Here is a 14,941-nt window from a genome sequence, read left to right as displayed (position 1 = left end):
ACACCTCGAATCCTCGCCCATTCGTGCTCGGCGACGGTCATACGTGCAGACTGGGTGTCTGAGCATCACCCCGAGGAGGCGGCCCGGCCATGACCCGCCCTACTGAGCACGGCGGCGGCGAAGCCGGCCCCCTGATCGCAGGAGACCCCTCGTCGTTTCCCACTGATGCCGAGCTGTCGCGCACCTTGGTGGCAGCGGCCAAGGTCGCCAGCCTCGCGACGCTGACTGCGGACGGCTTTCCCTACGGCAGCGTGGTGTCCTACGCCGCAGACGACGCCGGCAACCCTGTCGTGCTCATCTCGGAGATGGCTGAGCACACGGTGAACGCCCGGGGCGACGACCGTGCGAGCATGCTGATCGTCGACAGCGCCAGTGACGGCGACCCGCTGGGCAGGGCCCGGTTGACGCTGGTGGGCCGTCTAGGGGTGCTCGACGACCCCGGTGAGCTGCGTGACCGCTACCTCGAAGCACACCCGTACGCGGCCTACTACGCAGACTTCACCGACTTCTCGTTCTGGCGCCTGGAGGTAGAGCAGTGCCGCTACGTGGGCGGATTCGGCCACATGAGCTGGGTGACTGCCGACGGCTACCGCGGCTCGGGCGTGGACCCGCTGTGGCAGGCCGCCGCGGGCATCATCGAGCACATGAACGACGACCACGCCGACGCCAACCTGATGTATGCGCAGGTGCAGGCTGGGCTCGGCGACGCGACCGAGGCGACAATGGTGGGGATCGACCGCTACGGGCTCACACTGCGCGTCGCCACCCCAGCCGGGCCCCGGATGGCACGCGTCCCGTTTCCCGCCGCGCTTCCGGATGCTGAGGCCGCTCAAGCGGCCGTGATCGACCTGCTCAAGGTGGCCCGCGCTCAGCTGCAGCAGCAGTCCTGATCGATCGCATAGCCAGCAGCTCGGGTTGCGAGACAACTATGAACGCCGCGCAAAGAACGTAGAAGTGCGCGCAGTACTGTTGGCCGCGTGACGTCACAGCCCGAAACGGCCACTGTGGCCGAACTCAAAGAACTCCTGGCCGATCCGGCGTGCCGCATCGAGCTCCACGACTTCGTCAGCGACGAGACGCTGCGAACCATCGAGGCCCTCCGCAGCGCCGACTGCGAGGGTTATGACGAGTGCCTGCGGGCGTACGAGCATGCGTCCGCCGATCTGATCGGCATGCTCGTCACCGGCGCGTACTTCTCCAACTGCGCTGATCACGACAAGGCCTGGGCACACGCCGTACGCCTGCTGGCCAACCGGATCCCGTACACGAGTTCTGACGGCGGGCCCGCCATCAATCTGGAGCACCACGTCACGCTGTTGGCGATCTACGCCGTCGCCTTCGGTGCCGCCGCAGCCGATCGGCTCGATCCGCTCGCGAGAATCATCGGCACGGTGCGAGCCGAGGAGGACGGCAGGGTCGGGCGGGTCACCTACCTGGTCAACTGCGACCGGCTGAAGAAGCCAGATGAAGCGCCGATCCAGGCATCGCTCCGGCTGTGGATGACGCTGCGCTCGATGACCGACGAGTTCATTCCCAGGACCACCGAGGACACACTGTTCGATGCCATGCTCGACGAGATCGAGTACCTGCTCGGTGTGACACATGGGCGGGACACCGCAGAGGGCACCGGGCCCGTCGGATACGGGGCTATCCAGGTGCTGGCGACCCGAGTGGCGCCCGATCGTCTCGTGCGGCGCAATCTGGATCTGTTGATCGCCCACGAGGCGTTCCAGAGCGCCGACGAGTTCTACATCTGCCGCGAGCGGTACAACAAGGCCTACGCCGCAGAAGCCCGCGTCTGAGCCGCTCGACGTTATGCCGATGATTCAAGGAGACGGAGTCGAGCTGTACGCGGAGGAAGCCGGCGATGGGCACCCCATCGTGTGGCTGCACGAGTTCGCCGCCGACTACCGCACGTGGGAGGGGCAGATCCGGCGGTTCAGCCGGAGCCATCGGTGCATCGCGTACAACGCCCGCGGCTATCCGCCGTCGGATGTGCCCGACAGCGATGCTGCGTACACGTTCGAGCGGGAACGGGACGACTTGCGGGCCGTCGTCGACAGCCTCGGCATCGAGCGGGCCCACGTCGTCGGTCTCAGCATGGGTGCCTACACGGGGCTGATGTTTGCGTTGCGGCATCCGGAGCGGGTCACGTCGTTGCTGTTTGCCAGCGGCGGGTCGGGCGCGTTCGGCGACACCCGTGAGGCGTTCCTGGCCGAGGTCCGCGCGGCTGCCGAGGCGATGATGAACGAGGGGATGGAGGTGGCTGCGGAGCGGCTGGCGGTGGGCGCCACCCGAGTCCAGCTCCAGAACAAGGACCCGCGGGGCTGGGAGGAGTTCAAGCAGTACCTGTCGGAGCACTCGGCGATCGGCTCCGGGCTGACCATGCGCAACTTCCAGGCCGGGCGACCGTCGCTGTACGACTTCGAGGCCGAGCTGCGCCAGCTCGACGTTCCCGTGCTGCTGGCCGTCGGCGACGAGGACGACCCCGTCATCGAGACCAACATCTTCCTCAAGCGGGTGCTGCCGAAGGCCGGCCTGTGGATTGCGCCCCGCACCGGCCACGGCATCAACCTGGAGGAGCCGGCCGCCTTCAACCAGATGGCGGCGGACTTCTTCAGCGCCGTCGAGGCTGGTCAGTGGACCCGCCGTGACCCGCGCGCCGATCCCGCCCACTCCTCGCTCGGCGGTGCCCGCCCCGGGAGCTGAGCCGGCGAAGGTCGCGATGCGCCGATGGCCGGGCGGGTGAGAGGTCCTTCCGGGGACGTGTCAGACTCGATGGCAATCGGCGTGATCGCAGGAGCGAAGCGTGGACGATGAAGGTCTGAACGTCGCCAGGGCACTTGAGGAGACGATCCAGCAGGAGGCCGCCGAGGCCGAAGCGGCGAATCCGCCGGACGTGCCGCCCGATTCGTGGGTCCGCAAGAACATCAAGTCATATCCGCATGCGGAGAAGCTGCAGTTGCCCCACCCTGCTCCCGCCCCCATGTCTGTCGGCGACGTGTTGTCTCGCCGTCGCTCGTGCCGGAATTACTCGGGCGAAGCGGTGCAGCTCACGGCGCTGGCTTCCGCGCTGGGAAGCGCGCTGTTGACCCGCGGCGACGCGTTGTCGCGGCCCTATCCCTCGGCAGGTGCCCGATGGGCCGTTGAGACGTACGTGATTGCCCGCAATGTCGAGGGTCTGGCTGAGGGCGCATATCACTACGACGCGGCCAACCATCTGCTCGCTCGTGTGAACGCGAGCATCAGCGCCGAGTCGCTCGCGAAATGCTTCAGAGTGCAAGAGTTCGGCCCGCTGCCTCAGGCGGTGGCGGTCGCGACGGCCACGTTCACACGGTCGTGGGCCAGATACGGCACCCGGGGCTCCAGATTTGCCTACCAGGAAGCCGGAGCGGCAATCATGGCCCTCGATCTCGCGAGCATCGCTGCGGGGCTCGACACCGTCTGGCTCGGCGGGTTCGACGATGTCGTGCTCTCGGAAATCCTCGGCCTTGACTGGAGTCAAGACTCGGAGACACCCGTCCTCGGATTGGGCATTGGCCGAGCTGTGCCAGAGTGACCCCCCGGGGGAACCCGAGCGCTCGGCACATCGTGGCCTACGCCGCCAGCAAGCTGGCAACCCGCGACACGCACATCGACCACAGTGCCCGAACTGATCGGAACCGAACGCAGCACCATGACCCGCCAAGAAAACGTCCGCCGCCGAGCCGCACGATGAACGAGCAGAGCCGCTGGCGGCAGGCGGCAGAGTGGACGCTTCTGATAGTGACCGTAGCCGTGAGCTGCTGGCTGTTCGTCGGCGACGTAGTCGGGGCGTGGTGATGGGCCGCGCGATGGGCAGGATGCGGCAACGGCAATCTGCACCAGCGACGGGAGGCGGCATCGGGACGGGTCGAGCACTCGGGGAGCGGGACGGTGACTTCTGAACAAGAGGGCCGGCCGGGCCGGCCAGCGAGGCCACAGCGACTGCGGCGGATGGAGCGTCGGACGCCGGTCTGGGAGGCGCCGGGCGAGATCGTCGAGTTGATGGGCGAGGTGTCGGGCAACGAGCTGAACGGCTGGGGCTCGTCTGAGTCTCGGCAGCCGACGCTGGTCATGTGGGCTCATCCCGCCACGATCGCCCATGGCCCAGTCCAGGTGCGCATGACCGAGGAGTTCCTGGCTCATCCTCAACTCCGCACAGTGCTGCGAACCGATGACCGCCACGAGCCCGCACCGGTCGATCCGCACAGGATCGATCGCACGCCCGCGGAATGGCTAGCGGACATCACCGAGTTCGCGACGAGCGAGCAGGGCCACAGCGTCGAACTGGTGGCGGTCGTGGCCGCCCGACGCGAGTGGTTCTTCGAGGGCCGCGAGTCCGGCCTTCCCTGGGCGATCCTGCTGGCGGTCGCGATGGACCACGGCGAGTTGTCGACCGCGCCCGAGTACACCTCGGCCATGGAGGTCCACCGCCAATACAACCGGGGAACCGCTGCGGCGAGGGCGCTGGCCGACTGGATCCGCAGCCGAGGATTCGAAGCGGTCGGCCACGGCGGCCCCGGCGCGGGACCGATGCAGATGGTCCCCGCTGCGATCGCCGCCGGGCTCGGAGAGCTCGGCAAACACGGCTCGATCATCAACAGCGAACTCGGGTCCTCGTTCCGGCTAGCGCTGGTGCTGACCGACGCGCCGCTCGTTGCGACCCCTCCGGACACCTTCGGTGTCGACGAATTCTGCAGCGGCTGTCGCGTCTGCACCGATGCCTGCCCTCCCGACGCCATCGCCCCCGACAAGCGCCTGGTACGAGGAACCGAGAAATGGGCGGTCGACTTCGACCGATGCCTGCCGTATTTCGCCGTCAGCTACGGGTGCGGCATCTGTATCGCTGTGTGCCCGTGGTCGACACCCGGCGCCGCCCCGCGGCTCGCCGACAACATGCGCCGCAAGCTCGCCCGAGACCAAGCAGACGAGCCTCCAGCGCAGACCAACTGATGTCAGGGGCACATCGTCGCCCCAGGCAGCCTCCCCGCGACCTTGGACGTCTCGGTGGGTCTTCTCCGAGCGCAGTCGCTCCCTCGGGCCTGGTTCGATTCCCGCTAGAAAACCCGGATGGGAAAGATCGTCATCACCGGCTCCGCCGGCGGGATCGGCCAAGCAACCAGGGAGCGGCTTGCGCGCGACGGCCACGAGGTGATCGGGGTGGACCTCCGGGACGCCGAGGTGATCGCCGACCTCTCCACGGCCGAGGGTCGCGCTGCGATGGTCGATGCGGTTGCCGCCGCCAGTGGTGGGCGGATCGACGGTCTCGTAGCCGGTGCTGGAATCACCGGACCCGACCCGGCGGAGGTCGTGTCGATCAACTACTTCGGGGCAGTGGCCACGATCGCAGGGCTGAGACCGCTGCTCGTCGACGGGTCTGATCCCTCAGCAGTCGCCGTCAGCTCAAACTCCAGCACCGCCATGCCTGACCTGCCTGAGGATCTGGTGGATGCCTGCTTGGGCGGCGACGAAGCCGAGGCTCGTGCCCTGGCGGGTACTGAACCCATCGTGGCCTATGCCGTCAGCAAGCTGGCACTGGCTCGATGGGTGCGGCGCACCGCAGTGGGCTCGGATTGGGCCGGTTCCCGAATCCGCCTGAACGCAGTGGCTCCGGGGCTCATCGACACTCCCATGACGGCAGACATGATCGACGTCGTCCTGTCGCTCGGCGAGCTCTACCCCATCCCGCAGGAACGGGCGGGACGCCCAGAAGAGGTGGCGAACCTGCTGGCGTTCCTGCTGTCGCCCGAAGCGGGCTTCTTCTGCGGATCGGTCGTGTACATGGACGGCGGCAGTGACGCCGCCCTCAACCCCGACGCCTGGCCCACCCACGTCACCTAGCTGCAACCGCGGGAGAGAGCGGTTTCTGGCGCCATAACGGCCTTGTGGCGCGGTGTTGAGTATGCAAACTGAAGTTAGTACTTGCAGATTGCATACTCAGTTACCACGGCCCGACTGGTTGTTGGAGGTTTCAGCGGCGCCAACAGGCCGCTGTCAGTCCCAGTCGGCGACTCCGTCGACACCAGTGATGCTGGTGGGGTGCAGGCGCACCAGGCACTCGCCTGGACCGGAGTTTCGCTCGCCGAACGACTCGGCCTGATCCTCGCCCATGTAGCGGGCGCCAGTGAGGGTGGACACGCGCCGAAGTTCCTCGGAGTTTTCGGTGAGTTCCACGACCCCGTCCACCTTCACGAACGCGTACGGCGGCGTTTCGGTGTCGACGACGAGCGAGACACGCGGTTCGCGCTTCATGGCCAGTGCCTTGCCGCTTCGAGTGCCGGTAGCGAAGAGCAGGTCACCGTCTTCCACGATGAACCACACCGGCGCCACATGAGGGCGCCCGTCGGCCGCGACCCATGCGAGCTTGCCCGTCCGTGAGCCCTCGCCCAGGAAATCCAACGCCTCCGTATTGCTCATCGGTTGCATGTCGGCTCCCTTCGTGCAGCCGAACGCATCGGGATCGAACGAATCCTCGACGGGGATGGCCTCAATGGCTGGTCCCGCCATGAACTCACCCACGGTATGTGCATCTAGCGCGCCAACTCGCTCATGCAACTCCTCACCAGCGCCCGCACTGCGCGGTCGAAGTGCTCTCGATCGAGAATGTCGAGGTGGTCGCCGAGGGAGCTTCGGTAGACCGTGCCGATGACGAAGCGCTCAAGCAGATCGAAGCACAGATCGACTGCGCGCGTGTCGTTGCCTTCGGGCACCAACCGTCCCATCCCCGTCCGTCGCCGATCGACGAGGACCGGCATGAGCGCGGGGTGTGCACTCAGTGTGTCGAGCAGCAGATGGGCACCTTGAATCAGAAGCTCCTCGGGCGCACCATCGTCGCTCCAGACATCCGTGAGGGGCGTGCGCCGGAGCGCAAGCTCCGCCGCTCCGACGACGATTTCCTGCTTGTTCTCGAAGTGGTGGTAGAGAGCCGCGCTCGAGACTCCCAGCTCGCGGCCGAGACGGCGAACGCTGAGGGCATCGATCCCGTCGTCGTCGATGACCCTCAGCGCGACCGCGAACACCGTGTCGCGCTGGACGATCGGGGTGGACGGTCGCGGCACGTCGCCCAGTCTGTATCCGGCTACTGCTTGCGGTCGGGATGCCCCAGCAGTTGCCTGCCGAGCTCGACCGGTTCGTCCTCGAACCGCGCCTGGGGATGCACACTCGCAGCAAGCGTGTCACGGAAAACCCGCTCGAACGGATACTTGTCGAGCACGACGCTGGGGCCGATGGTGTTGTACAAGCTGAGCACTGCTTGTTGCACCTGCTGGCCGATCCTGCCGAGGTCCATGAAGTTGGCCAGCACGCCGGGCGGCAGGCCCTCGCCGTTGACGACTCTCTCAACCGCCTCGCGGTAAACGCCCTCAAGACGCGACCGGCAGCCGTTCACCACCGCCTGCGCATGGCCCAGCCGTTCCTGGACGCGAAGATCGTCAGTAATGAAGCCAGTGCCATAGGACCGCTTCTTGCCCTCGACCATTTCGATGCACACGTCGATAGCGCTCTGGCCAAACCCAATGATGACCGAGTTGATCGCGGCAGTGGCCATCAGCCAGAACGGCAGCCCGTTCCTCGACCCCGTCAGTGATGTCACACGGTGATCAGGAACGAAGGCTCCTTCGAAGGTGATGGTGCACGAGGCAGTCCCTTGCAGACCCATGGCATGCCAGTCGTCGACGATCTCGCCCTCGTCGAGCGGGATGAAAAACCCCAGATGATCGTCTTGGCCGTCGAGACCCGGCCCATGGGCTCCTACAAGCGCCCAGCCAGCGTTGCGGCATCCGCTCGATGTCGGCCACTCGCCCCCGACTACATAGCCTCCGTCGACCTTCTTGCACGTGCCGCGCGGCACGTACGAGGACGAAATCAGAACGCTGTCATCCTCGCCCCAGACCTCCTCCATGCACTGCGGCAGGGCAGCCACTGTTCCTTGGTGGGCGCCCAACACCAAATACACCCAGGCCGCACTCCCGCTGCTCCCCCCTCGGGCCAACTCCTGCACCACCCTCATGAAGGTCAGTAGGTCATGCCCGTATCCACCGAACTGCCGCGGTTGCACCACCTTGAACAGACCGGCATCTCGGATCGCGTCGATGACATCCGGCGGAACGCTGCGCTCAGCGTCGATATCAGCAGCTCGTTCGCGCAAGAATGGAATCAGCTTCCTGGCCCGCTCCAAGAGTTCTTCTTCGCTTGGGATCTCAACTTCGACGGACGTGCCTGGGCTCGATGTGTATGTCACCGTGGGTCCCCTCCGTGGCGGTGTCTCCGAATAAACTAATCAGCGATAAGTTTCTGGCGCAAGGGATCTCTCGCGACGTCAGTTTGGGTCGCTGCTCGGGCACGATGTCAGATCAAGACTGGCCGGACTTGGAGCGAGCACTCGCCGCGTGGAGGTGGCGGGAATCGAACCCGCGTCCTTCAACGTTTCGGTGAGTCTTCTCCGAGCGCAGTCGCTGGGGGATTGTCGGGCGACGGCGGGCAGCGACACCCTGCCAGTCGCCGTAGCCGTCTGTGCGTGTCCCCGGCGCCCCGTCGGCACGGGCGGCGGGCGAGCCCTGCAGATGATGGCACCGGCGCCCGCAGGACTGGGGCTACCGGGCCGAACTCACAACCTGAGATCAGGCTGCGAGCACCAGATCGTCTTGATCGACGTTGGCGTTTGTATTTGTTTCCGGCTCTTTTTCGTGGATCCGGAGACCACGGCTCGCTTCTCTCACTTCAACCGTCAAAGTCGAAACCGATCACCCCCAGGTGGTTAGCGGTACCCACGCTGTGCGGGTCCCGTTCGGCGGGCTACCACCCTAGCGATGGGCTGTGACGGGCCGAACGCGGCGTCATGACGGTCTGATGGCGAGAATGCTGGGGTGAGCGATCCGCTGCCGCCGGCTGCGCTGTGGGGTGACGAGCGGTACGGCGGTGCGTGCGTGGTGCTCGCCGACGATGCTCCGCTGGGGATGGGTGGCGGTGAAACGCCAGATGGCGGGCTGCTCAGACCCCCGCTGCCGGAACGGCTGGATACAGCGGCGCTGACGGTCACGCACGGATGGCTCGGGCGGGGCCGGTGGGTGAGTCGGGTGCGGGTGACCGACGACCGCACCGCTCGGGAAGTGGTGGCGGAGCTGCGAGCCGACTCTCACGCCGCCGTGCTGGGGCCGCCCGACGAGGCGCACGCTGTGGGTTGGCTGAATCGCAATCGGGCGGTGCTGGTCGGCGGGAAGCTGGCCGTTTGCTTCCCGTGGTCAGACGCCGACACTCCGGCGGTCGTCGAGATCGACCCAGGCGAGGCTTTCGGAGCGGGCACCCACCCGTCTACCCGGCTCCTGGCCGAGTGGCTCGCTGAGCACATCGCCGGCGGCGAGCGGGTGCTCGACGTGGGGTGCGGCAGTGGGGTACTGGCGCTTGTAGCGGCTCGGCTGGGCGCAGCCGAAGCGCTGGGCATCGACATCGAGCCCGCAGCAGTCGCGGCGGCCGTGGCCAATGCCCGCCGCAACGGCCTCGACAAGGTAACTGCCTTCGGCACCGCTCCAGTCGGCGGGGCCGAACTCGGCACATTCGACGTAGTCGTCGCCAACATCACCGTCGATGTGCTGGTGCCGCTGGCCGGCGATATCGCCGAGCGCGTCGCGCAAGGTGGCCAACTCGCCATCAGCGGCGTCTCCGCCGGACAAGCCTCGCCGGTCGGCGCCGCCTACCGCCGTCATGGCATCGAACTGGCCGATCCCGTCCGGCTCGATGACTGGGTCTCGTTGTCCGGGCGAAGGTCGTAGGGCTTCTCGAGTGCTTCCCTGAAGCTGCCGCACAGACTCGCAGCAGAGCCTGGTGCTGATTGCTACGAGCTGGGGGCGGGGTAGTTGGCCCAGGCGGTGACGCCTTGGTAGCCGCCGTCGACGGTGATGGTTTGGCCGGTGACGTAACGGGCTTCGTCGCTGGCGAGGAACGCGACGACGTCGGCGATCTCTTCGGGCACGCCCCATCGGCCCAATGCGATATGGCGCTCGAGGCCGTCGGCGAGACCGGGGATCTCGCGGCCTGCCGCCCACATCTCAGTGATGATCAGACCAGGCGCCACGGCGTTCACACGGATGCCGAAGCGGCCATATGTGGCTGCCTGCGAGCGGGTGAGCGAGTCCAAAGCAGCCTTGGTTGCCCCATAGGTGGCCAGCTCGCTGACGCCGACCGAGCCGGCGATCGAGGACATGTGGATCACCGAGCCGTGACCTCGCTCGCCCATCTGGCGGGCCAGTGCCCGGGTGGTCTCCAGCGGCGCCAGATAGTTGAGCTGCAGCACTGCCTGATCGCCTCCGGGTTCTCGCAGCTCGCCCCGGCCGGCGTTGTTCACCAAGATGTCGACCCCGCCGAGAGCATCAACAGCGACGGCGGCCAGATCGGCCCCGGCACCCTCCGCGCTCAAGTCACTCTCGATCACCACCGGGTCGTGCGGCAGCTCGGCCGCGATCCGGTCAAGATCGTCGGTGGTTCTCGCCGCCAGCGCCACCCGTGCACCGTCCCGGGCCAAGGCCCGGGCGCAATGCTCGCCGATACCCCGGCTTGCCCCCGTCACCAACGCCGTCCGTCCGCTCAACCGTTCTGCCACGTCCCGATCCCTCTGTTGCCGTGCGCTGCATCAGTCTGCGCCAGATGATGGCCAGCCGCTCGCTTGACGTTGGCACCGCTCGCGTCACACGGCCCGTGCGCTCGCCCGAAAACCTGTTCGGACAGCCCGCACGGAGTGCGTAGCGTCGTGCGCATGGCAGACGGACGAGGGGGCGGGACGCTGCGGATCACGGATGCCCACGTCCATTTCGACGGCTTCAGGGCGCTGGACGGGGTGGACCTTGCCGTCGGCGACGGAGAGATGGTGGTGCTGCTAGGACCGTCGGGCTGCGGCAAGACCACGCTGCTGCGTGCTGCCTCGGGGCTGCAGCCGCTGGACGCTGGCCAGATCGAACTCGACGGGCGCGACCTGACCGGTCAGCGCCCCGACCAGCGCGGCATCGGCCTGATGTTCCAGGACGAAGTGCTGTTCCCGCACTTCGATGTCGAGGGCAACGTGGCGTTCGGGCTGCGCATGGCCAGAGTGCCCTTCGCGGAACGGCGCCGGCGGGTGGCTGAAGTGCTTGAGCTGGTGGGGCTTGCGGGCTTTGAAGGCCGCGACGTGGCCACGCTGTCGGGCGGTGAGGCGCAGCGGGTCTCGCTGGCGCGGGCGCTTGCGCCCGAACCCAGAGTGCTGCTGCTCGACGAGCCGTTCGGCTCGCTGGACCGGTTGCTGCGAGAGCGGCTCATCGACGAGCTGCGCCCCGTGCTCGACCAGGTCGGCGTCACCGCCGTGCACGTCACCCACGACCATCACGAGGCGTTTGCCCTGGCCGACCGAATTGCGGTGATGGCGTCGGGCCGCATATTGCGGATCGGCACGCCCGAAGAGGTGTGGACGGATCCTCGAACTGCCCAGGTGGCCCGATTCTTGGGTCACACGAACGTGTTCGACTCCGAAGTGCCGCCGGTGCTCGCCAGTGCTGCCGGGCGCCAGGACAGCTTCGTGCTGCGCGCCGACCGCATCGAGGTGGTGGTAGCCGACGACGACGGCGCGGAGGTCGTAGACGCGGTGACGGCGCAGCTGCCGGCCACGGTGGACCGGCGTCGTTTCCGCGGCGACCGCTACGAGCTGCGGCTGGAGGCAGACATCGGCGGCGTCGCCACCACCTTGGACGCCATCACGCCCCACGGCCCCGCAGTGGGCGCCAACGTGACGCTGCTCATCGGCCCAAGCGCTGTGCTCGCGCTTGAGTCCTGACACAAACCCTGTCGGGCCGAAAGCACCGCGAGCCCGAACGGACGGGCGGCCCGCCGGACCGGCGACTCGTGCAGTTCAGAAACGCTAGATGCCGAGGTCTTTGAGGTTGTAGTCCTTGATGGCCTCGCGAGCGTCGTCGTCCCAGACGAACTCGTGCTCGCGGCCCACGTTGGGCTGGTACACGAACGGCGTCTCGTCACCGAAGCGCTTGCTGCGGGCATCGATCGCCCAGCCGATCACCCGGGAGCGCTCGGCGATGTAGGCCTCGTCGTACAGCGAGATCGGGTTGTGGACGCCGCCGCTGCGCACGCCCAGCACTGAGCGACGCCGGTGGAAGCCGAAGTTGATGGTGACCCGCGGCCGCTCGGACGTGTTCGCGAACGAGCCATGGATGGCCTGGCGGCTGGTGATCGCGACATCGCCAGGGTTGCAGATGAGCGGCACTGCATCAGGGAGTCGGTCTGAGCCTGCCTCCTGGCACATCGCATTGATGTCCAGCTTGCCCATGCGGTGCGAGCCGGGCACTACCCACAGGCCGTTGGTGGCATCGCAGCCGTAGAGCTGGGCCATGAAGTTGAAGCCGTGGGTGCCTTCGTCGAGCTCGGGATGGTCCCAGTGCGTCCAGCCGTCCTGGTGCCACGCCACCGAGCCGCCGAGGCCCGGGTGCTTGATCCACACCACCTCGTTGAACGGCGTGAAATCGGGGCCGTTGAGCGCTTGCGCGACGCCCAGCAGGCCGGGGTGCGCGTACACCCGCAGGCAGGCCTCGGAGTACTGCAGCGAACCGCTGATGACCTGCGCCACCCATTCCGGCGCGCCGTCGGGGGCTGCGGGCTCGAACATCTTGAACGGATGGCGCCCGTGGGCGACATCGGTGCCGCCATAGGGATCCGACAGCGGGCGGACGAACGAGATGGCCTTGCCCGTGCGGCCGGCATCGAGCGCCGGGCGGCCGTGCCGGTCGATGTCGGAGTCGGGGCCGGTGGGGCAGCGGTCGAGCAGGTCGATGACATCGGCCTCGATGTCGGCCAGCTCGTCAGGGCCGAGCACGCCCGTGAAGACGTAGAAGCCGCAGCGCGAGTAGGCCTCGGCGATCTCGGGATGCAGATCGCCGCTGTCGGTGAAGCGGATCGGTCCACGGTTGCCGAGCTGCATCGCCCGCTCGGTGCCGGCTGCCCGGTAGGCGACCATGTCGTCTTCGACATCGCCGTATTCGACGATGGGTACCTCGGTGAGTCCCAGCGTTGCTGCGTTCGCGCTCATAGTGCCCCCATTGTGGTCAGTCGGCGGCTGGTTCGCTGGATTGCTCGGCGGGCGCTGCCGGGCGCAGGTCGCGTTCGCGGCCGTGCTCAGAGGGTTCCCAGTAGACGTTGCCGGCCACCTCGTCGGGCCGGTGCTGCTGGGGAACCCAGCCACTCGGGTCGTCATGCGGGTAGACGTAGCCCTCGCCGTGGCCGAGCGACGCGGCGCCCTGGTAGTGGGCGTCTCGCAGGTGGATCGGTACCTCGCCGGCGCCGGCGGACCGGGCATCGGACTTGGCGCGGCTGAGTGCGACCGTGACCCGGTTCGATTTGGGGGCGGTGGCGAGGCGCACCACAGCGTGCGCCAGGTTGAGCTGGGCCTCCGGCAGCCCCACGTACTCGACCGCCCGGGCGGCAGCTTCTGCCACCAGCAAGGCGGTGCTGTCGGCCATGCCGATGTCCTCCGAAGCGAGGATCACCATGCGGCGGGCGATGAAGCGAGGGTCCTCGCCGGCGTCGAGCATGCGGGCCAGCCAGTACAGACCGGCGTCGGGATCGGAGCCCCGCAGCGACTTGATGAACGCGCTGATGGTGTCGTAGTGGCCATCGGCGCCGTAGCGCACCGCCTTGGCATCCACGGCATGCTCGGCATCGGCCAGCGTGACGTGAGTGCCTGCAGTCGATGCTTCGGGGGCAGCGTGGGCTGCTCCGCTGATCTCGATGGCTTCGAGGGCCTCTGCCTCCTGGCGGCGCATGGCGAGTGCCACCGCCACCTCGGTGCTGGTGAGAGCGTGGCGCCCGTCGCCGCCGCTGCGGGCAGCGATGTGGTCAACGGCGTCGGCGTCGGCCTGGGCACCCTCGGCTTCCAACGCCCGATCGATGAGGGTGCGCAGCGCGCCGTCGTCGAGCGGCACCAGCCGGAATAGCGTTGAGCGGGACAGCAGCGGCGGGTTTACCTCGAAGTGCGGGTTCTCGGTGGTGGCGCCGATCAGCACGATCAGGCCGTCCTCGACCGCCGGCAGCAGCGCATCCTGCTGCGCTTTGTTGAAGCGATGCACTTCGTCGAGAAACAGGATGGTGCCCCTGCTGTGCTCGCCGAGCCGCAGCCGGGCGTCCGCGATGACCTCGCGCACGTCCTTGACAGTGGCGCTCACCGCTGACAGCTCGCAGAACTCCTTGGCGGTCGATGCGGCAACCACCCGGGCCAGCGTGGTCTTGCCGGTGCCTGGCGGCCCCCACAGGATCACCGACGACAGCCGGTCAGCCTCGATCAGCTCCCGCAGCGGCCGCCCGGGAGCAAGCAGATGGTCCTGGCCGACGATCTCGTCGAGCGTGCGAGGGCGAAGCCGTGCGGCGAGCGGCGCCAGGCGCGCCAGCCGCTCGTTGCCGGCAGCCTCGAACAGCCCCTCGCTCACGCCCCGACGGTACGCGCTCGTCGTGTCGGCGGGATCACAGCTCGGGGTGGTCGACCTCGTATGCGCGGATGCGCTTGGCGAAGCTCAGGTCGTGTCCTGCGGGGTCGAAGATGGGGAACATGCGCTCACCCCAAGGGGCGTCCCGGGGAGCTGCTTGCGGCGTCAGGCCCGCGTCGAGCGCTTGCTGGTAGAGCGCGTCCACATCGTCCACATGGAAGATCACCCGGCCCCAGCCGGTCTCGGCCCCCGCAGGGTTGTCCACGGCGATCAGGTTGACGAAGCAGTCGGCGCTGCGCAGCGTGCTGAACGGCGCATCGTCCCCGCCGTAGGTGAGCCGGAATCCCAGTGCCTCGTAGAACCGCACCGATGCGGACATGTCGGCGGTCCGCAGCGTGATCGCATTGATCGACTCGACGCCAGCCACGACGCCATTCTCGCCGCAAGATCCGCTCACGCGCCGACACCGCCCG

15 protein-coding genes and 1 other RNA gene are annotated in these 14,941 nt (G+C 67.6%); 8 read left to right on the top strand and 8 right to left on the bottom strand.

What is annotated here, in order from left to right; genetic code table 11:
* The first annotated feature begins 89 nt into the window (after nucleotides 1–89).
* The 6 genes from ACOGXD_RS01625 to ACOGXD_RS01600 all read left to right on the top strand — a co-directional run bounded on the left by ACOGXD_RS01625 (nucleotide 90) and on the right by ACOGXD_RS01600 (nucleotide 5,862).
* Nucleotides 90–890: a HugZ family protein gene (locus tag ACOGXD_RS01625; RefSeq protein WP_419916189.1), complete on the top strand. Its 801-nt coding sequence runs from the start codon at nucleotides 90–92 to the stop codon at nucleotides 888–890.
* An 87-nt stretch (nucleotides 891–977) separates the two neighbouring features.
* On the top strand, nucleotides 978–1,802 hold the full coding sequence (locus tag ACOGXD_RS01620) for a hypothetical protein (RefSeq protein WP_419916188.1): 825 nt from the start codon (nucleotides 978–980) through the stop codon (nucleotides 1,800–1,802).
* Nucleotides 1,803–1,821: 19 nt separating this feature from the next.
* Nucleotides 1,822–2,709 (top strand): alpha/beta fold hydrolase, encoded by an 888-nt coding sequence (locus ACOGXD_RS01615; protein WP_419916187.1) that lies wholly within the window; start codon nucleotides 1,822–1,824, stop codon nucleotides 2,707–2,709.
* A 100-nt stretch (nucleotides 2,710–2,809) separates the two neighbouring features.
* The gene (locus tag ACOGXD_RS01610) at nucleotides 2,810–3,559 is read left to right on the top strand and encodes a SagB/ThcOx family dehydrogenase (protein ID WP_419916186.1); all 750 of its coding nucleotides are present in this window, start codon (nucleotides 2,810–2,812) and stop codon (nucleotides 3,557–3,559) included.
* 416 nt (nucleotides 3,560–3,975) lie between these two features.
* Nucleotides 3,976–4,974, top strand: coding sequence for a 4Fe-4S dicluster domain-containing protein (locus ACOGXD_RS01605; protein ID WP_419916185.1), 999 nt, complete (start codon nucleotides 3,976–3,978; stop codon nucleotides 4,972–4,974).
* Between the two features lie 117 nt (nucleotides 4,975–5,091).
* The gene (locus ACOGXD_RS01600) at nucleotides 5,092–5,862 is read left to right on the top strand and encodes an SDR family oxidoreductase (RefSeq protein WP_419916184.1); all 771 of its coding nucleotides are present in this window, start codon (nucleotides 5,092–5,094) and stop codon (nucleotides 5,860–5,862) included.
* A 153-nt stretch (nucleotides 5,863–6,015) separates the two neighbouring features.
* Here the strand turns inward: ACOGXD_RS01600 and ACOGXD_RS01595 are convergent, their stop codons facing one another.
* The 4 genes from ACOGXD_RS01595 to ssrA all read right to left on the bottom strand — a co-directional run bounded on the left by ACOGXD_RS01595 (nucleotide 6,016) and on the right by ssrA (nucleotide 8,770).
* Nucleotides 6,016–6,447, bottom strand: a complete 432-nt coding sequence (locus ACOGXD_RS01595) for a PPOX class F420-dependent oxidoreductase (protein ID WP_419917341.1) — start codon at nucleotides 6,445–6,447, stop codon at nucleotides 6,016–6,018.
* 104 nt (nucleotides 6,448–6,551) lie between these two features.
* A complete protein-coding gene (locus ACOGXD_RS01590; RefSeq protein ID WP_419916183.1) occupies nucleotides 6,552–7,079 on the bottom strand; it encodes a TetR/AcrR family transcriptional regulator in 528 nt (175 codons plus the stop codon).
* A gap of 20 nt (nucleotides 7,080–7,099) precedes the next feature.
* Nucleotides 7,100–8,260 (bottom strand): acyl-CoA dehydrogenase family protein, encoded by a 1,161-nt coding sequence (locus ACOGXD_RS01585; protein WP_419916182.1) that lies wholly within the window; start codon nucleotides 8,258–8,260, stop codon nucleotides 7,100–7,102.
* Between the two features lie 146 nt (nucleotides 8,261–8,406).
* Nucleotides 8,407–8,770: a transfer-messenger RNA gene (ssrA, locus tag ACOGXD_RS01580) on the bottom strand.
* 115 nt (nucleotides 8,771–8,885) lie between these two features.
* Here ssrA and ACOGXD_RS01575 point away from each other — a divergent pair.
* Complete coding sequence (locus ACOGXD_RS01575; RefSeq protein ID WP_419916181.1) at nucleotides 8,886–9,788, top strand: 50S ribosomal protein L11 methyltransferase; 903 nt, start codon at nucleotides 8,886–8,888, stop codon at nucleotides 9,786–9,788.
* Nucleotides 9,789–9,850: 62 nt separating this feature from the next.
* Here ACOGXD_RS01575 and ACOGXD_RS01570 read toward each other — a convergent pair whose 3' ends face one another.
* Entirely contained in the window at nucleotides 9,851–10,615 is a 765-nt protein-coding gene (locus ACOGXD_RS01570) for an SDR family NAD(P)-dependent oxidoreductase (RefSeq protein WP_419916180.1), read from the bottom strand.
* A 153-nt stretch (nucleotides 10,616–10,768) separates the two neighbouring features.
* Here ACOGXD_RS01570 and ACOGXD_RS01565 point away from each other — a divergent pair, with 153 nt between their 5' ends.
* Nucleotides 10,769–11,815, top strand: coding sequence for an ABC transporter ATP-binding protein (locus tag ACOGXD_RS01565; RefSeq protein WP_419916179.1), 1,047 nt, complete (start codon nucleotides 10,769–10,771; stop codon nucleotides 11,813–11,815).
* 84 nt (nucleotides 11,816–11,899) lie between these two features.
* Here ACOGXD_RS01565 and ACOGXD_RS01560 read toward each other — a convergent pair whose 3' ends face one another.
* The 3 genes from ACOGXD_RS01560 to ACOGXD_RS01550 are packed head-to-tail and all read right to left on the bottom strand — an operon-like array spanning nucleotide 11,900 to nucleotide 14,895.
* Complete coding sequence (locus ACOGXD_RS01560; protein WP_419916178.1) at nucleotides 11,900–13,078, bottom strand: phytanoyl-CoA dioxygenase family protein; 1,179 nt, start codon at nucleotides 13,076–13,078, stop codon at nucleotides 11,900–11,902.
* Nucleotides 13,079–13,094: 16 nt separating this feature from the next.
* Nucleotides 13,095–14,471 (bottom strand): replication-associated recombination protein A, encoded by a 1,377-nt coding sequence (locus tag ACOGXD_RS01555; RefSeq protein ID WP_419916177.1) that lies wholly within the window; start codon nucleotides 14,469–14,471, stop codon nucleotides 13,095–13,097.
* Between the two features lie 34 nt (nucleotides 14,472–14,505).
* A complete protein-coding gene (locus tag ACOGXD_RS01550) occupies nucleotides 14,506–14,895 on the bottom strand; it encodes a VOC family protein (RefSeq protein ID WP_419916176.1) in 390 nt (129 codons plus the stop codon).
* Nucleotides 14,896–14,941 lie beyond the last annotated feature (46 nt).

Origin of the sequence: Candidatus Poriferisodalis sp. (assembly GCF_965204125.1) — a bacterium.
In the GTDB taxonomy this organism is placed as follows: domain Bacteria; phylum Actinomycetota; class Acidimicrobiia; order Acidimicrobiales; family Poriferisodalaceae; genus Poriferisodalis.
This window is presented reverse-complemented; position numbering and strand designations above follow the sequence as displayed.